The sequence below is a fragment of the Paenibacillus qinlingensis genome, from assembly GCF_013204845.1.
GTDB classification, from domain to species: Bacteria; Bacillota; Bacilli; order Paenibacillales; family NBRC-103111; genus Paenibacillus_E; species Paenibacillus_E qinlingensis.
Map to the genome: position 1 here is coordinate 64,905 of NZ_JABMKY010000007.1, position 15,870 is coordinate 80,774.

15 protein-coding genes and 2 other annotated features are annotated in these 15,870 nt (G+C 45.9%); of the genes, 11 read left to right on the forward strand and 4 right to left on the reverse strand.

The window, feature by feature from the left end; translation table 11 throughout:
• Positions 1 to 142: 142 nt before the first annotated feature.
• Both HQN88_RS15010 and HQN88_RS15015 read right to left on the reverse strand, forming a co-directional pair.
• Positions 143 to 2,197, reverse strand: coding sequence for a methyl-accepting chemotaxis protein (locus HQN88_RS15010; protein WP_246320259.1), 2,055 nt, complete (start codon positions 2,195 to 2,197; stop codon positions 143 to 145).
• Between the two features lie 189 nt (positions 2,198 to 2,386).
• Positions 2,387 to 3,331, reverse strand: a complete 945-nt coding sequence (locus HQN88_RS15015; protein ID WP_173113285.1) for an ATP-dependent DNA ligase — start codon at positions 3,329 to 3,331, stop codon at positions 2,387 to 2,389.
• Positions 3,332 to 3,511: 180 nt separating this feature from the next.
• On the opposite strand from HQN88_RS15015, the gene HQN88_RS15020 reads away from it, so the two are divergent.
• The 4 genes from HQN88_RS15020 to HQN88_RS15035 all read left to right on the forward strand — a co-directional run bounded on the left by HQN88_RS15020 (position 3,512) and on the right by HQN88_RS15035 (position 7,666).
• On the forward strand, positions 3,512 to 5,038 hold the full coding sequence (locus tag HQN88_RS15020; protein WP_173113288.1) for a spore germination protein: 1,527 nt from the start codon (positions 3,512 to 3,514) through the stop codon (positions 5,036 to 5,038).
• A 20-nt stretch (positions 5,039 to 5,058) separates the two neighbouring features.
• Positions 5,059 to 6,210: a Ger(x)C family spore germination protein gene (locus HQN88_RS15025; RefSeq protein ID WP_173113291.1), complete on the forward strand. Its 1,152-nt coding sequence runs from the start codon at positions 5,059 to 5,061 to the stop codon at positions 6,208 to 6,210.
• Between the two features lie 22 nt (positions 6,211 to 6,232).
• Complete coding sequence (locus HQN88_RS15030; RefSeq protein ID WP_173113294.1) at positions 6,233 to 7,342, forward strand: GerAB/ArcD/ProY family transporter; 1,110 nt, start codon at positions 6,233 to 6,235, stop codon at positions 7,340 to 7,342.
• Between the two features lie 135 nt (positions 7,343 to 7,477).
• Complete coding sequence (locus HQN88_RS15035) at positions 7,478 to 7,666, forward strand: hypothetical protein (protein WP_173113296.1); 189 nt, start codon at positions 7,478 to 7,480, stop codon at positions 7,664 to 7,666.
• A 325-nt stretch (positions 7,667 to 7,991) separates the two neighbouring features.
• Here HQN88_RS15035 and HQN88_RS15040 read toward each other — a convergent pair whose 3' ends face one another.
• On the reverse strand, positions 7,992 to 8,201 hold the full coding sequence (locus HQN88_RS15040) for a hypothetical protein (protein WP_173113145.1): 210 nt from the start codon (positions 8,199 to 8,201) through the stop codon (positions 7,992 to 7,994).
• A gap of 24 nt (positions 8,202 to 8,225) precedes the next feature.
• Positions 8,226 to 9,107, reverse strand: coding sequence for a non-homologous end joining protein Ku (gene ku / locus HQN88_RS15045; protein ID WP_173113299.1), 882 nt, complete (start codon positions 9,105 to 9,107; stop codon positions 8,226 to 8,228).
• Between the two features lie 157 nt (positions 9,108 to 9,264).
• Between ku and HQN88_RS15050 the strand changes: the two genes are divergently transcribed.
• The 7 genes from HQN88_RS15050 (at position 9,265) to HQN88_RS15080 (ending at position 15,507) form a co-directional block, all read left to right on the forward strand.
• Positions 9,265 to 9,450, forward strand: a complete 186-nt coding sequence (locus HQN88_RS15050) for a hypothetical protein (RefSeq protein ID WP_057315037.1) — start codon at positions 9,265 to 9,267, stop codon at positions 9,448 to 9,450.
• The gene (locus tag HQN88_RS15055) at positions 9,447 to 9,629 is read left to right on the forward strand and encodes an H-type small acid-soluble spore protein (protein ID WP_056608515.1); all 183 of its coding nucleotides are present in this window, start codon (positions 9,447 to 9,449) and stop codon (positions 9,627 to 9,629) included. Before HQN88_RS15050 ends, HQN88_RS15055 begins: the two co-directional genes overlap by 4 nt.
• Before the next feature lie 136 nt (positions 9,630 to 9,765).
• Entirely contained in the window at positions 9,766 to 10,272 is a 507-nt protein-coding gene (tsaE, locus tag HQN88_RS15060; RefSeq protein ID WP_173113989.1) for a tRNA (adenosine(37)-N6)-threonylcarbamoyltransferase complex ATPase subunit type 1 TsaE, read from the forward strand.
• Entirely contained in the window at positions 10,253 to 11,062 is an 810-nt protein-coding gene (gene tsaB, locus HQN88_RS15065; RefSeq protein ID WP_173113303.1) for a tRNA (adenosine(37)-N6)-threonylcarbamoyltransferase complex dimerization subunit type 1 TsaB, read from the forward strand. Before tsaE ends, tsaB begins: the two co-directional genes overlap by 20 nt.
• A gap of 2 nt (positions 11,063 to 11,064) precedes the next feature.
• Positions 11,065 to 11,568 (forward strand): ribosomal protein S18-alanine N-acetyltransferase, encoded by a 504-nt coding sequence (rimI, locus tag HQN88_RS15070; protein WP_056608522.1) that lies wholly within the window; start codon positions 11,065 to 11,067, stop codon positions 11,566 to 11,568.
• Between the two features lie 97 nt (positions 11,569 to 11,665).
• Positions 11,666 to 12,706, forward strand: coding sequence for a tRNA (adenosine(37)-N6)-threonylcarbamoyltransferase complex transferase subunit TsaD (tsaD, locus tag HQN88_RS15075; RefSeq protein WP_173113992.1), 1,041 nt, complete (start codon positions 11,666 to 11,668; stop codon positions 12,704 to 12,706).
• Between the two features lie 406 nt (positions 12,707 to 13,112).
• Positions 13,113 to 13,364, forward strand: a binding site (T-box leader).
• 61 nt (positions 13,365 to 13,425) lie between these two features.
• Positions 13,426 to 13,686: a binding site (T-box leader), on the forward strand.
• A gap of 243 nt (positions 13,687 to 13,929) precedes the next feature.
• On the forward strand, positions 13,930 to 15,507 hold the full coding sequence (locus HQN88_RS15080; protein WP_173113306.1) for a 2-isopropylmalate synthase: 1,578 nt from the start codon (positions 13,930 to 13,932) through the stop codon (positions 15,505 to 15,507).
• Positions 15,508 to 15,870: the final 363 nt, after the last annotated feature.

Consider the following 15,870-nt stretch of genomic DNA (forward strand, 5'->3'; position numbering starts at 1 on the left):
TGAGCCTCCAGGTCAACTTAAATAAACGACGATGTAAATATCTCAAATTTATGGAGGTCTGTATATAATTAATTTTTGTTAATCCAATGACCAAAAAACGGCTCTGTTCGCATCGTTAGCGAAAGGGCCGTTTTTCTTAAAGTTAAACTTCGAATGTAGATAAGGTTTCATTTAACGACTTGGACAGTTGGTCAAGCTGTTCTGATAACCTGACTAAGCCATTGCTTATGCTAAGTTGCTCTGTGCTTAAAGAAGCAACCTCTTGGGAAGTTGCGAGCGACTCCTCGGCTACTGCGCTGACATTCATCATCGCATCAGATAATACTTCTTGGGACTGCTCCAGTGTACTAATTGAATCGCTAACCGTGCTGAGCCGGACGACAAAGCCGCCCATGTGACTCGTCACTTGTTTGAAAATGGTATCAGCTTCATTCACAGCTTGAATTTGTTGTTTGAAGATCGGTGTCGCCGTGGATAGTACTTTCACAGTTTCGTTGATCTCAACTTGAATTTTTTCTGTGATTTGGCCAACTACATGGATAGACTGTTTCGATTGATCCGCTAGTTTACGAATTTCATCAGCTACCACCATGAATCCTTTGCCGGCTGCACCAGCGCGCGCAGCTTCAATTGTTGCATTCAACGACAAGATGTTCGTCTGCTTCGTCATATTGTTCAACACATCGAGAATTTGGCGGATCGACCTTGTGCTGTCTTTTAAGTTAGCCACCTTATCCACCATCGAGCGGATCATTGTTTCTGTTAACTTCGTTTTATCAATAAGCTCAGCCATGTACTTCGTGCCTAGTTCACTAGCGCTTTGCACATCAGTTGCTGCTGTGCCCATTTCAAGGTTCGCCTCAATCACGTTTTTCATTTGCATGCCAATATGATGCGTCAGTTCATTGCCGCGTTCAGACTCTGTCGCCAAGCCTGCAGCACCGCCTGAGATTTCTTCGGTAGCTGTTGCAATTTCTCGGGCAGCGTTTGCCGTTATTTTCGAAGAGTTCGACAGCTCAGTCGCTGTTTCATATACTTGCTGAGCGGAAGTGCTCGTTTGTTGAACTAAGGTCGTGATTTGCTCCATCATGCTATCGAAGCTATTGCCTAACTGGCCGATTTCATCCTTCGTCGTGTAGTTCGCGCGAACGGTCAGCTTGCCCCTTTCCCCTTGCTGCATCAGGTTGCGTAAGTTGACTAAAGGTCTTCCGATCATTCGAACAACGAACAATCCGATCAAAACAGCCGCAATAGCTGCAAAAAACGCAACGATTAGCGTATAGTTGAAGATCTTCTTAGCGTCCTTAACCATGGAGCTTACGGGAACGTCTCCGATCAAATTCCATCCAGATATCGGAGATCTATAATAGGCAACCAGATGATCATCTTTAGTCGTAAAGGAATCTTGGTTCTTTTCAAATTGCTCTTTTGTTAGTTGGATATCAGCCGTTTTTTCCAATTCTGCCTTGTTGAACGTCGCGAGGTTCTTGTTGCTGCTATTCGTGATAACAACGGAACTGTTCTCGCCGAGCGTAATTCTACCTAACTCGTTGTTCAAGATATCTGTGCTAAATTCCACCACCAATAGGTTCGATGTTGCGTTGCTAATGATGCGGCCAATCCCGAATGTACTACCCGAATCACTCGAATACCCTTTCGATTTGCTATCGAGCCAAGCAGCTTTACCACCTGCTTCGACAATTTGCTTGAACCAATCTGTATCACTGACGCTGGCCTCGGATTCGTAGCCTGTGCTGCCTGTCGCGACAATGAGCTTACCATCTGGTCTATAAATGCGTAGTGTTTTAATTGCTTTGTTGGAAAAAGCGACAAAATTCAATTTTTCCGTCAATTGATGACTAGGATCAGCAGCTTCGTACGATAGAGGATCGACCTTGGAGAGTGTCTCCAATAATTTCTGTACATCATTGTTATACATAACTTGCAGTGTCACATCTTCAAAAGTTTGATATAAGAAATCAAGCTTTTGACCGGCTTGTGTTACCGTCTGCAGGCTGGAATCGGCCATTTTGTTCTTAATTACGTCTTTTGAAACGGAGTAAGAAAGTGCACCGACAATGATTACGAAAAATAAAATACTTGCGAAGAACATCAAGAATAGTTTCATTCCTACCGATTTCGCCGGGTTTTCAAGCAGTTTGAATGAAGAAATAGCAATCTTTCGGACATCTTTCAAGTCGCTCACCTACCAATAGTTTCTATTTGCATGCCTTCCTTGTTATTGGAAAAAAAAGACATGCGTGATTTATTGGTTAATGATTCGACATGATTCGACGTATTCCTGCGTTTTAATTATTTTATTTCAAAATAATAATTTTATATAAAATTTTATTTCAAATAAATAAATTTAAGTAAATGTGTAAATCTAATTCTGGTTGAAGTTACATACGCTTAAATCCATATTCATAAAAGCTTGTATGCTCGGGTGTCTTAATGTTTTATTGTGTGTCCATTCCATAAAGCTAACTTTTACAACGAGTTGCGGGGTTATCCAAACCGCTTCTTTCGACCTTTCGGGTTCATTGATAAAGGGCCGCTCTTGCGTTGTCATGCTTTGAACAATTTCGGTGACATGTTGCCAGTCTTTCACGGCAAGTTTGCCGGTACCCGCGTGGCCTATATACCATAACAGTCCTTGATCATCATACAAACCCAATAAAAGCGAATTCACGATCTTGCCTCTATAGGTGACACCGCTTACGACCGCATAGAGATCCTTGAAAATTTTTTTCTTCAGCCATCGCTTATCCTTACCGTTAATGACATAACTGCTGGTTAGGTCCTTAATCACAATGCCTTCTAATTCGTGCTGCTTCACAATCGTAAATAGTGCTTCCATATCATCATGGTTGGTTACGAGTTGAACAAGGTGGTTCGGTTTCATTGTGGATGCTAAAATATCTTGTCTTTCTTTCAGACTCAAATGTAGTAACCAATCTCCGTTTAAGTAGAGGATATCAAAGACCATGTAAGTGATGGGGACTTGCCTCATGGCTCGAGTCACTGTGCTGGATTTCCTAGCGCTGTCACGTTTCATAATCTCATAAAAAGAAGGTTTGCCATCAGCTAGTGCGATAATCTCTCCATCCAAAATAACAGAATTTGCTGAACAGAACGTCTGTGGACTCGTTAACTCCGGGTATTGAAGGGTTCGATCATTGGCTCTGCGATTGATTAATTTGGTCGTACTTCCGTCGAAGTACAGCAGCATTCTTACCCCATCCCACTTAATTTGACTCGTAAAATGAGTGCCAACTGGCCAATCATTTGTGCTAATTGGCTCAAATGGGAGGATTGGTTTAAAATCCAACGGTCATATCCCCTTTACATTGTCGTTATCTTACCATTCTTCACCAATTTAGATTCTTTCAAGCAAGATGCTATGGACGGTCTGTTAAAATGCTCCTGCTTTGGTAACAACTGAATAGCTGTGTGATTTTGAGAGCATAACAATACGTAAATGAATGTGAGTATTAAAGGGGAGTTGCGCATGTATCAATCTTTTCCTGAGGATCCGAGTATAGACAAGGAAATATTCCATACCCTGGTGTCGACTAAGCTTTCCTCGAATATCCTTCATTTGCAAACCGTATTGACAGCTTGTGATGATGTTGTGTTCGCGTCGATGCATCTTGCGAGTGGCCTTCAAGCATCCGTCCTGTTTTTACGAGGAATGGTGAATGTAGAGTTGCTTGATGGTTATGTTCTCGAACCTCTTAAGCAAGCTAGCGCAGACACAGTGGTATCCATGGACAATGTTATGAACTGTATTTCGGTATCACAGTATAAAGAACTTCGCATCATTGGTGAAGTGATTAATGAAGTGCTTGGAGGTAAGGCAGTTCTACTGCTAGATACGATCGAAGGGGCATTATCTATTGAAATATCGCAATTTGAAGGTAGGGCAGTAGATGAGCCATTAGCAGAGTCTGTTGTCCGTGGTCCACGCGAGGGCTTTGTAGAATCCTTAGTCGTGAATACGTCATTAATTCGGAAAAGGTTAAAGACACCCGCGTTGAAATTCGTTTCCTTCACTCTCGGCAATTACTCGAAGACAGATGTCACATTGGCCTACATGCAGGGGATTGCTAAGCCGGAAATCATAAGCAGGGTTTCAGAGAGAATCTCCCAAATTAAGCTAGATGGGGTACTTGAGAGCGGCTACATCGAGGAAATGATCGAGAGTAATATTTATTCCCCCTTTCCCCAAGTACAAACGACGGAACGCCCTGATGTGGCTGTAGCAAGCCTGTTAGAAGGCCGCGTTGTTATTATTACGGATAATACGCCCATTGCTCTCATTGCTCCAACCACTTTCTGGTCCCTCATGCAGTCACCTGAAGATTATTATCAGCGCTTCCTGATTGGAAGTCTCATCCGTTGGCTTCGTTATACTTTTTTCCTTATTGCCATGTTGGCTCCGGCGATCTATGTGGCTGTGTTGACGTTTCATCATGAAATGGTTCCTACAACGCTGTTGCTTCGTGTTGCTAAATCTCGGGAGGAAATCCCTTTCCCAGCCTTGGTCGAAGCGTTGATTATGGAAGTTACTTTCGAAGCTTTGCGTGAAGCGGGAGTTCGTCTGCCTAGGCAAGTTGGTTCTGCCGTCAGCATTGTTGGCGCACTCGTCATTGGACAAGCTGCTATCCAAGCGGGTTTAGTATCTGCTCCTATGGTTATGGTTGTGGCTATTACGGGCATTTCTTCGTTTATGATGCCGCAATATTCGGCTGGGATCTCCTTACGAATCCTTCGTTTTCCAATCATGATTCTATCCGGTATCTTAGGCTTGTTTGGTCTTATTCTGGGGCTGTTGTTAATCATTAGCCATCTGTGTATTCTCCGTTCTTTCGGTGTCCCATATTTGGCTCCATTTGCCCCGATTTATCCCAAAGGAATCAAGGATGTTTTGTTTCGTGCTCCTACTAGCAAAATGAATACACGTCCTGCCTTTTATGCTGACAACAATAATTTGAAAAGGCAGCCCGAGCATTCAGATGAACGGAATGAGAATTAAGCGGTTAGGAGGGGCTAGCTATGAGGTTATACGTATCCGTTCCTGTCATTTCACTATGTGTCCTGCTCTTAACGGGGTGTTGGGATCGTATTGAGGTGAACGATATGGCATTTATCATAGCCGCTGGAGTCGACAAGATCACGAAAGATGAAATCGAAGTGACCGTTCAAGTCTTCATACCGAATCCTGCCGCTTCTGCGGGGGAAGGAGGTACCGGGCAAGGTAATGTGTACACGGTATCGACCAAAGGGAGCTCCATGCCAGATGCACTATCGGAATTGCAAAAGAAATTTCCGCGCTATTTCTCTTGGGGACATGCCAAAGCTTACTTCTTTGGCGAAGAACTGGCTAAGAGTGGGATGTTTGATGATTTCGATTTCTTATTTAGGGATATTCAACCTCGGGAACAGGCTAATTTCTTTGTGTGCAGAGGAACTGCTAGGGAACTGTTAGAAGCTCAGAATGATCCCAATACCTATGAGACCTTAATTAAACTTTCGCAGAAGCCATTGATTAAATCTGCAACTATGCATGACATTGAGGAATTATTAACTGGGGATTCTGGTGCCTTCCTACTGCCGGTTGCCAATAGGAGCAGATTAATCACGAATCAAACGAAGAAAACGATTCTGACCGTAGAAGGAATGTCGGTCATTAAGGAAGGGAAACTGGCTTGTTTTCTATCCAGCGATGAACAAATGGGCATTCGGTTGTTTATTCATGAAGATCTGGGCCGTAATATTACACTCACCGAACAAGAGGCGGGGGGGAAAGTCGTGATCAAAATCATTACGACAAATCTCCATCTGAATCCTTCGATTGAGAACGGTATTTGGAAAATGACCGTGCAATTGGAATTAGAAGCGGATGTCGTTCAAAATTCGACGGGGCTTCTCCTCGCTAACGGCTCTGACATTATGAGAAAGTTAGAAGAGCCGTTCGACAAGAAGATTAAGGAGATTTTGAGGGTGACGTTACAACAATTACAACATGATCAAAAGGCTGACGTACTCGGTTTTGCACGGGCTTTTCATAAAAAATATCCACGGGAATGGAAGCAAGCCAAGGCGAATTGGGGCACCATCTTTCCTACGATGGAGGTTCAATTGGAAGTGAAAAGCATGATTCAGAGACCAGGTATATCGAATTTCCCTTTCATGTCCGGTCAGTAGAGATAGATAGGTGGGGTCATTAATGAGTGATATGGCATTATCGAACCGGCAAATATTCTGGATGATGGTTAGCATGCAAATTATTATGACCATTCTTCTCACGATTGCTCCTGCAGCTCAAATTGCCAAACAGGATGCGTGGATTTCCATCCTACTCGCGACAGCAGCGGGGATGTTCATTGCTTATATATGTGGCAAACTCAGTACGATGTTCCCTGGGATGACCATAGTTGAATATAATCGTATTCTACTTGGCAAATGGTTCGGTGGCTTAATTTCAGCCCTCTTCATCCTAGTGTGGCTTGTCATACTTACCGTGATTTTTAGACAATTCAGCTTGTTCATTACAGGGACCATCATGCCCAAGACTCCGCTCTATGTCATACAGGTGCCGATGCTGCTTGTCGTCTTGTACCCTACCTTGCATGGTGTTGGTGTGTTGGCACGTATTTGTGAAATTACAGGGCCGATTATCTTACTCTGCGTGTTGGGTCCAATGTTTCTAAGTATTAATCAATTGAATTGGGATCGACTGCTTCCGATTTACTTAGATAATGACATGATGATCCTGATGAAAGGTGCGCTTCCGACAGCCGCGTTCTTAGGAGATTGCATAATGCTTATGGTCTTGATCGCTTTTGTGAGTAAACGGAAGGACACCGTTCGATATGCGATAAGCGGGGTCATGCTCTCAGGCATACTTACGGTGCTATCGATGGTCGTTAGTATCTTGATGTTCGGCCCTCATGTCGCTGCTGGTTATCCTTATCCTATGCTGATGATCGTTCGTTCCATATCCATTGGCGGTATTATTGAGAATTTGGATGCGATTGTTGTTACCATCTGGATCATGAGTATATTCACCAAATTGGCGCTGTATTTATTTGTAGCGAGTTATGGAACGACACAACTGCTCGGCATGAGCAATTGGAAGATCGTCACCTGGATTACCGCTGCCGTTGTGATGCTCTTAACCTTCATACCTGTAAATTATGAGGAGATCACGATTATTTTTCCTCTGAAAGTAGCTGTTCCGTACATTTTTCCTATTTTCATGGTTGCATTGCCTGTGGTTCTGCTCATGCTGGCGCTGTTGAGGAATAGGCGATTGAAATTAACACCGCGGGGATGAGGTGTTTGTTGAGTGGATGGAGAAGGTAGATGGGATTGATTGGATTAGCGGATGGAGAAGGTAGATGTGAGTTGATTGGATTAGCGGATGGAGAAGGTAGATGTGATTGATTGAATTAGCGGGTGGAGAAGGTAGATGGGATTGATTGGATTAGCGGATAGAGAAGGTATATGTGAGTTAGTTGGATTAGCAGATGGAAAAGGTAGATGTGAATTGATTGGATTAGCGAATGGAGAAGGTAGATGTGAGTTGATTGGATTAGCGGATAGAGAAGGTAGATGTGAGTTGATTGGATTAGTGGGTGGAGAAGGTAGATGGGATTGATTGGATTAGCGGGTGGAGAAGGTAGATGTGAGTTGATTGGATTAGCGAATGGAGAAGGTAGATGTGAGATGATTGGATTAGCGGGTGGAGAAGTTAGATGTGATTGATTGAATTCGCAGTGAATGAAGCTGCTAGTTATGAATTAACTGGATTTTCTGATGTTAATTTGATCGGAAATGTTGAATTTTTGAATATAACTGGATTTCCTACAGCTAATTTCAGTGATAAGCAAGGAAACTATCCAAAATGCTAAAATTAACATCAGGAAATCCATCTAATTTCAAAATTGGGCGGATTTGATCGGAATTAGCTGTAGTTTTTACAGTTAACCCAACTCAACCTTACCAACCTTACCAACCCTACCAAGCCACCCACCTAGCAAGCCACCAACCCGCCAACCCGCCAACCCGCCAACCCGCCAACCCGCCAACCCGCCAACCCGCCAACCCACCAACCCACCAACCCGCCGCCTCATTAACGCCACCCAACCCAACCTAGCCCTCAGATAAAAGAAGTGCCCTATCTTGGAATCCAAGACAGGGCACTTCTTTGTTAGTTATCAAGTGACAGGTTCTTTAGTCTTTCGGGCTCGTGGCTTTGCCGCGGGCTTTTTCGCGTTCGATTGCTCGACTGTAACGGAAGCATCTTCACCAAGTGTTACTTTACCTTCAGAAGGTTTCGTCGCGTTCAAGCTAGCTTGAAGCGCAGCCATGAGGTCGATAACACTTGTTTTTTGCACCTCAGGCGCAGACTGAATTTCTTCGCCAGCTACTTTATGCTCAATCGCCTCAAGTAGGCGAGCTCTATACTCGTCTTTATACTTTTCTGGTTCAAAAGGGGTGGAGAGCTGATTGATCAGCATTTTCGCCATCTCCATTTCCCGCTCATTTACGGTAACCTTCTCCGGAAGGTTCGGCACTTGCGAAATCGGGCGAATTTCATCCGGATAAAAGATAGTTTCCATGGCAAGGCAATTGTCAATGACACGGATAGCGGCTAGCGAGCTTTTGGAGCGGATGGACACCTTGGCGATTCCGATTTTACCCGTCTGGCGCATGGAATCAAGCAGAAGCATGTAGGCACCAGCGCCCGTATCGCCGGGGCCGAGGTAGTACGTTTTTTGAAAATAAACAGGATCAATATCAGTTAAATTTACGAAGTCCAAAATCTTAATTTCCTTGTTCGCCTCGCCGGAGATTTCCTCGAGCTCATCCTTTTCAAAAAGAATAAAGCGCCCAGGCTCAAACTCGTAGCCTTTGGAAATTTCCTCCCACTCTACTTCCTTCTCGCAAGTCTGACACTTCCGAACATAGGATAACGGGGTTATACACGTTTTGTGAATATAGCGCATAGAGATATCTTTATCCTCTGTGGCCGAGAACATTTTAACAGGAACATGAACAAGCCCGAAGCTGATCGCGCCTTTCCACACAGTATGCATCGTTGTAATTCCTCCCCAACACACGTAATTGTACTAGTATTCTCTTGATACGTTACCTTTATACGGCAGTTATTTAAGAGAATGGTTAGAGGGGAGTTTGGAGAGTTTATAAATGCAACATGATAACCCAAATAGCGAACCTAAGGAGGGATTACGGATGGCATCAGAATCAAATCTGTCGCAAGACACGAACAATGAAGATAGGGACGATTGTTATATGGACATTGATCGTATGATTAATGAGGGGCTTGGAGGCGGTAACGTCACCATGCAGGGTGGGTTAATTGAACACTCAACCACGGATACGATGGAATATCCGGAATCCGTACTGGATGAACCATGAATGTTCACCGTGCTCAGGAAATTTTAGCTGCAGATGAGAAAATTGAAGTAGATCTGAACGGTCTTGCTGTCTGGATTGACAGTGTAGACTCGGGAAAAGGTCTAGTCAAAGTACATGCGGAAGGCAATCCCGCAGATGCTCGGGTCGTCCCAGCTAGGGAGCTTGAAGAGGTACACTAAAGGTCCGCAAGGGCAAAATAAGCCTTCTCCGATAGGGTATCGGGGAGGGCTTTTGCTGATTTCGTATATCCTGAGGTTGCTGTCACCTGCTAGCGAGGACTATAATAGAAGCAGCACGCGCACGCGGAAGAAAGGGATGAGATCATTGGCTCAATCCACATATAAGTTCTATTCTGAGCATGAAGCAGATACGGATAAACTGGGAACCCTATTATCAATGTATCTACAGCCAGGGGCGGTCTTAACATTAGACGGAGATTTGGGTGCTGGCAAAACGAGATTCTCGCAAGGATTCGCTAGAGCGATGGGGATTTCGGAGCACGTAAACTCGCCTACATTTACCATTATCAAAGAATATGAGGGAGCTGGCCTCCCCTTCTACCATATGGATATGTATCGCATTTCGCAAGAGGAAGCAGATGAGTTGGGATTAGAGGACTATTTCTATGGGGCAGGTGTTACGCTGATTGAGTGGTCAAGTTTAATTGAGGATCTGCTGCCGCCTGAAAGGTTAAGTATTACGATCACCCAAGAGGTTGATCAAACCCGCGTATTTCACTTGACTCCGCACGGTTCACCGTACGAGAGCTGGTGTGTACAGATGAAGGAGAACGGACATTTACATGACGGAACGGATAATTAATACGGGGCGATGCTTAGCGATCGATACCTCTACATCAGCAATGACAGTTGCTATATTGGAAAATGGGCGTCTGCTAGGGGAGATTAGCTCCCATGCAGAAAGGAATCATTCTCTAGGATTGCTTCCCCACATTCAAGATTTACTAGCTCGCTTAAGTATGAAGCCGCGAGATCTGCGCTCGGTTGCCGCCGGCCAAGGGCCAGGCTCGTATACAGGTGTGCGGATTGCTGTTTCTGTAGCCAAAACATTTGCATGGTCGTTAGGACTAGACTTGATTGGTATTTCTAGTTTAGAGGCTATGGCCATTGGTGGTTCTGTACAGAACGACTATGAAGGAAACGGTGTGACATGGGTTGTTCCGCTTATGGATGGAAGGCGTAAACAAGCTTTTACAGCTGTGTATGCTTATGAAGGTGCAACTGCTATTACTGCTGCACGAGAGCCCGATGAGACTTGGCGTGAAGTATTGCCCGATGGTATTCGGGTCATCGGTGCGTGGACGGAAGAAATTCTCTCGCAAGCTGGTCGTTTAGCGCCTGATCACATTCTGTTCGTCGGTGAGACAGCGGGTTTTGCAGCTGAGCTGGCGCAATTTACGGAAGATTTTGCAGGCCATGTGAGCGTTGTCCCCTATGGCATTGAAGCGGAGTATATTGGCCTGCTGGCTAATCCAAGATTAGCGCGAGGCGAGAAAGCAGACGTTCATTCATTTGTACCGAATTACACAAGGCTTCCAGAAGCAGAAGCTAATCTGCTGGCTGGTCTGCAGACGAAGAAAGGGGAACAGTAATCATGGAACAAAGACAGCCGCATGCCATAGAAAATTCATTGGTATTCCGCTCAATGACCATGGAAGACATTCCTTTTATTGTCGAGATCGAGCAGGAAGCGTTCACGACACCTTGGACACGAGGTGCGTTTGAGAATGAGCTGACGAACAACCAGTTTGCGCATTATATGATTATGGACATTGATGGGGAAGTCGCGGGTTATGGCGGCATGTGGCTCATTATGGAGGAAGCACATGTCACGAACATCGCTGTAAAAGATACCTATCGGGGTCGCAAGCTAGGAGAAAGACTCCTGCGCGAGTTGATGAAAACATCCGCTTTCCTTGGTGCCATACGTATCACCCTGGAAGTGAGAACTTCGAACTATGTGGCGCAAAATTTATATGAGAAACTAGGCTTCCGCTCCGTTGGTGTGCGTAGAGGGTATTATACAGATAATCGTGAGGATGCTGTCGTCATGTGGGCAGATCTGCCCAATCGTAGAAAGGATAGTCTCAGTGATTGAGACTTTCAAATAGGTGAATAGTGTGAGTAATGAACAGATGGAACATGATGGACATGAGCAAGAAGTAAGACAAGTGCAAGGTCAAGAAGCTAGACAAATGCAAGGTCAAGATAAAATCGGAACTTCAAAGCCAGTGTATATTCTCGCCATTGAAACGAGTTGCGACGAGACTTCCGTGGCCATTGTTGAAAATGGGAAAATCATTCGCTCGAATGTGATTTCCAGCCAGATCGAAACGCACCAACGCTATGGCGGTGTTGTGCCAGAGGTAGCTTCGCGGAAGCATGTGGAATCGATCACATGGATGCTGGAGGAAGCTGTCGCAGAAGCGGGCGTATCGCTCCACGAACTTTCCGCGATTGCCGTAACCGAAGGCCCCGGATTGATCGGGGCCCTGCTCGTTGGCGTCGTCGCGGGCAAAGCGCTCGCTTGCGCCCTAGACCTTCCGCTGATTGGTGTGCACCATATCGCGGGACATATCTACGCCAACCAGCTCGTGCATGAGCTGGTGTATCCTTCGATTTCGCTCGTCGTGTCCGGCGGACACACCGAGCTCATTCTGCTAGAGGGCCCCGGCCAGTTCCGTATCATCGGGCGCACGCGCGATGATGCGGCCGGCGAGGCCTACGATAAAATTGCCCGGGCAATGGGATTGCCTTACCCGGGCGGCCCGCACGTGGATCGGCTTGCTCAAGAAGCCGATTCCGAGATCAAAATGCCTCGCTCCTGGCTCGAGGCAGATTCCTACGACTTCAGCTTTAGCGGATTGAAATCCGCGGTGCTGAATGTCGTCAACCAAAGCAAGATGCGCGGCGAAACCGTTCAAGTCGCGCAGATTGCCAAGGGCTTTCAAGCATCCGTCATCGACGTGCTTGTGGAGAAGGCAAGTCGCGCCGTGAAGGAATACGGCGCAAAACAGCTCTTGCTCGCGGGCGGCGTTGCCGCGAACAAGGGGCTGCGCAGCAGGCTCGCTGAGCGCTGCGAGCAGCTGGATGTGCCACTGCTGGTGCCGCCGCACCGGCTTTGCACAGACAATGCGGCGATGATAGGTGCCGCCGCTTTCTTGAAGTGGGACAAGCAGGAGTTCGACTCGATGGAACTGAAAGCCGAGCCGCAGCTCAAGCTGGAAGAGTGGTAATGTATCGGCAAGCTCCTCTTTAGTTCTATGTAATCTATACGTCGGAGGCATGTTGGGCGGGCCTAGGATTTCTTGAAATGATTTAGTTAGAAAAAATCGACCTAAATTGAACCTAGTAGACTTGTGATGGTGGTTTAGTTTGATTTTGCCGAACTATGTAGTCAGATTTCGGAATAATAGCTGGTTAGCGGCATTTTAAGTGGGGGAATTCCAACTAATGTCGATCATCTCCTCCCACAGTCACAAATAAGCAGGAAAAATCGAACTAAATTAGCAGCTGCATCCATAGAGTTCTTGAAATTTAGTTACATCTAGAGCATTCCTAATCGGTAACCCAATAAAATTAATTTTCAAACAAGTGTATTGACTTTGAAAAAAGTGCATAATATAATCACAATCAATACTTTCAAACGCAACGAACGGGAATAGTAAGGCATGATGAGTTTCGCTCAGAGAGCTGTGCATGTGGTGAAAGCACAGACGAAACGTCACCTGAACTCGCCCGGGAGCGGTAGGACTGATAAGGATGCCAAGGATCCAGCACCCAAGTAGGTCTTGACGGTTGACCCCCGTGATCAGGTACATGAGTGGTTTCGAGCGTAACAGCTCGGATCAATTAGAGTGGTACCGCGGAAGGTTCAAACCTGTCGTCTCTTTTATAGAGATGGCAGGTTTTTTTGGTTGTTCTAAAACAAATGTAAGTTTGGCAAACACATATAAATAACGCGATGAACAAGAGTAGTAAGGGCTCATGTCTCTGGTACAGAAAGCTGCGGGTTGATGCGACGCAGACCGAGAACGCCCCGAACTCGCTTGGAAGCGGTCATCTTGATCGGCTGGTGTACAGCTGTTAGAGATGGACGGATGACCTCCGTGATCGGGTGATGTAGCGAGCAGCTTGCTGGCTATATCTGAGGTGGGCTCCTTCACGGAGTCAACAAGAGTGGTACCGCGCTGGGTGAAGACCCGTCGTCTCTTATGTGGAGATGACGGGTCTTTTTGTCGTATGTGAAAAGTGAGCTGCAGCCACGATTCAGTGACGATCATACAGTCTCATCCAACACTCGCAGCACCAAATTAACTAGCCGCCACATCCGCTGTAACGCTGAAAAACACGCTTACAGCACAAACAATCACATTTCTAATCGCAGCAGGGGAATCGCATCCCTTTACACACATATCAAGCTAGCCCCGCACGGGCATACCTTAGGAGGAACTTAACCATGGAAAACAACACAAATACCAACAGACGTATTCGCATTTTTGATACAACACTTCGTGATGGCGAGCAGGCACCGGGCGCATCCCTATACCCAGAAGAAAAAATTCGCATCGCCAGACAGCTTGCCATCATGGGCATCGACACCATTGAGCCGGGTTTCCCGATCTCAAGTCCTGGGGATTTTCAAGCTGTGCAGCAGATTTCACGTGAGCTGCAAGGCATTGAGATTTGCGGCTTCGCCCGCGCTGTCAAAGCCGACATCGATGCAGCGGTCAAAGCTACGCAAGATGCGGCATCCAGACGTATCCACATGTTCCTGTCCTCGTCGGACATTCATCTTGATTTTCAGCTGAAAAAGTCACGTCAGCAGGTTGTCGAGATGGCTCGCGCCATGGTCGGCTATGCGAAGCAATTCGTCGATCGCATCGAGTTCTCGCCGATGGATGCGACGCGTACAGGGGATGAGTTCCTTTTCGAAGTGCTGGAAGCGGTCATTGCTGAAGGTGCAACTATTCTTAACATCCCCGACACAGTGGGCTATGCGCTTCCTGAAGAGTATGGTGCGATGTTCCGCAGAGTGCGACAAAGTGTAAGAGGCGGCGATACGGTCGAGTATAGCGCCCACTGCCATAATGATCTTGGTCTTGCCGTTGCTAACAGCCTTGCTGCTATTGCTGCAGGTGTCACGCATGTGGAGGTAACGGTAAACGGTGTCGGCGAGCGTGCCGGTAACTGTTCACTTGAAGAGCTAGTCATGGCGATTGAGACGCGGAAACATTCGATGGGCGTGGAAACGGGCATTGTGACGAGTGAAATTTTTAACACATCCAAAATGGTTTCCCGCATCATGGGCTTCCCGATTGCCTACAACAAACCGATTGTTGGTCGCAATGCCTTCCAGCATGAAGCGGGCATCCATCAGGATGGACTTCTGAAAAACCGCAATACGTACGAGATTATGGATCCAGAAAAGCTGGGCATCCCACGCTCCATGATTATCCTTGGCAAGCACTCTGGCCGCCATGCGCTGAAACATCGTGTCGGACAGTTCGGCATCGAGCTTACAGGCGAGGAACTGGATACACTATATACACGTTTCAAAGAGAAAGCTGATGAGCAGAAAATGGTCACTGACGACCAACTGATGGAGCTTGTAGGCAGTACAGTTGATGGGCAAATGGAGCCATTTACACTGTCTCATATGCAGGTTATTTCGAGCAGTGATCGTAATCGCGTTGCTTCCGTTTCGGTTAGAAATAATCAGACGGGTACAGAAAGTGTCTACTCCGGCACAGGAGAAGGACCGATCGAGGCTATCGTGCATTGTCTACAGCAAGCCATTCCGATGGATGTGGAGTTCTCTGATCTTGAGTTGCACTCGTTGTCCACAGGTGAGAAAGCAACAGGTGAAGCGGAGGTCACGATCTCGATTGGTGGTCAGACTTACAAGAACACAGGAATCGACCAAGATGTCCTTGTAGCGGTTGCCAAAGCGTTCATATCGGCTTGCAATCAAGCGATTCGGATGCAAAATAGCGTGACGTCCGATGGTGCGGAGACGGTCATAACAGCTTCGTAATCGACACATTCCGTCTAAAGTACCTAAATTGTAAGAAAACTTAGATATATACACACCGTGTGAGCAAGGTTATGCACACCCCCTGTGTACAATGTGTATAACTCGAAGAAAACCCGACATATCAACCTTTTTGGAGGGCATGTAAGAGGAATAACTTTTTCATGAAAAAATGTGGGTAATGTGGATAACATTGTGGAAAAATAAGTGAAAGTGAGATAGGGGGCGGAAAACGCCTCCTTTTTTCTGTGGATAACGTTGTGTATAACAAAATAGGATTCCACATGGAGTGATTTAAATTATCGGAACAATTCGTCATTATTTTTTTGTGTATAAGAGGACTCTAGCAGGTGATAACGTATGATT

Coding starts and splice junctions, on each gene's coding strand:
- HQN88_RS15020 (WP_173113288.1), top strand. CDS start 3,512: ATGTATCAATCTTTTCCTGAGGATCCGAGTATAGACAAGGAAATATTC.
- HQN88_RS15025 (WP_173113291.1), top strand. CDS start 5,059: ATGAGGTTATACGTATCCGTTCCTGTCATTTCACTATGTGTCCTGCTC.
- HQN88_RS15030 (WP_173113294.1), top strand. CDS start 6,233: ATGAGTGATATGGCATTATCGAACCGGCAAATATTCTGGATGATGGTT.
- HQN88_RS15035 (WP_173113296.1), top strand. CDS start 7,478: ATGGGATTGATTGGATTAGCGGATAGAGAAGGTATATGTGAGTTAGTT.
- ku (WP_173113299.1), bottom strand. CDS start 9,107: ATGCATACTGTGTGGAAAGGCGCGATCAGCTTCGGGCTTGTTCATGTT.
- HQN88_RS15050 (WP_057315037.1), top strand. CDS start 9,265: ATGGCATCAGAATCAAATCTGTCGCAAGACACGAACAATGAAGATAGG.
- HQN88_RS15055 (WP_056608515.1), top strand. CDS start 9,447: ATGAATGTTCACCGTGCTCAGGAAATTTTAGCTGCAGATGAGAAAATT.
- tsaE (WP_173113989.1), top strand. CDS start 9,766: ATGAGATCATTGGCTCAATCCACATATAAGTTCTATTCTGAGCATGAA.
- tsaB (WP_173113303.1), top strand. CDS start 10,253: ATGACGGAACGGATAATTAATACGGGGCGATGCTTAGCGATCGATACC.
- rimI (WP_056608522.1), top strand. CDS start 11,065: ATGGAACAAAGACAGCCGCATGCCATAGAAAATTCATTGGTATTCCGC.
- tsaD (WP_173113992.1), top strand. CDS start 11,666: ATGCAAGGTCAAGATAAAATCGGAACTTCAAAGCCAGTGTATATTCTC.
- HQN88_RS15080 (WP_173113306.1), top strand. CDS start 13,930: ATGGAAAACAACACAAATACCAACAGACGTATTCGCATTTTTGATACA.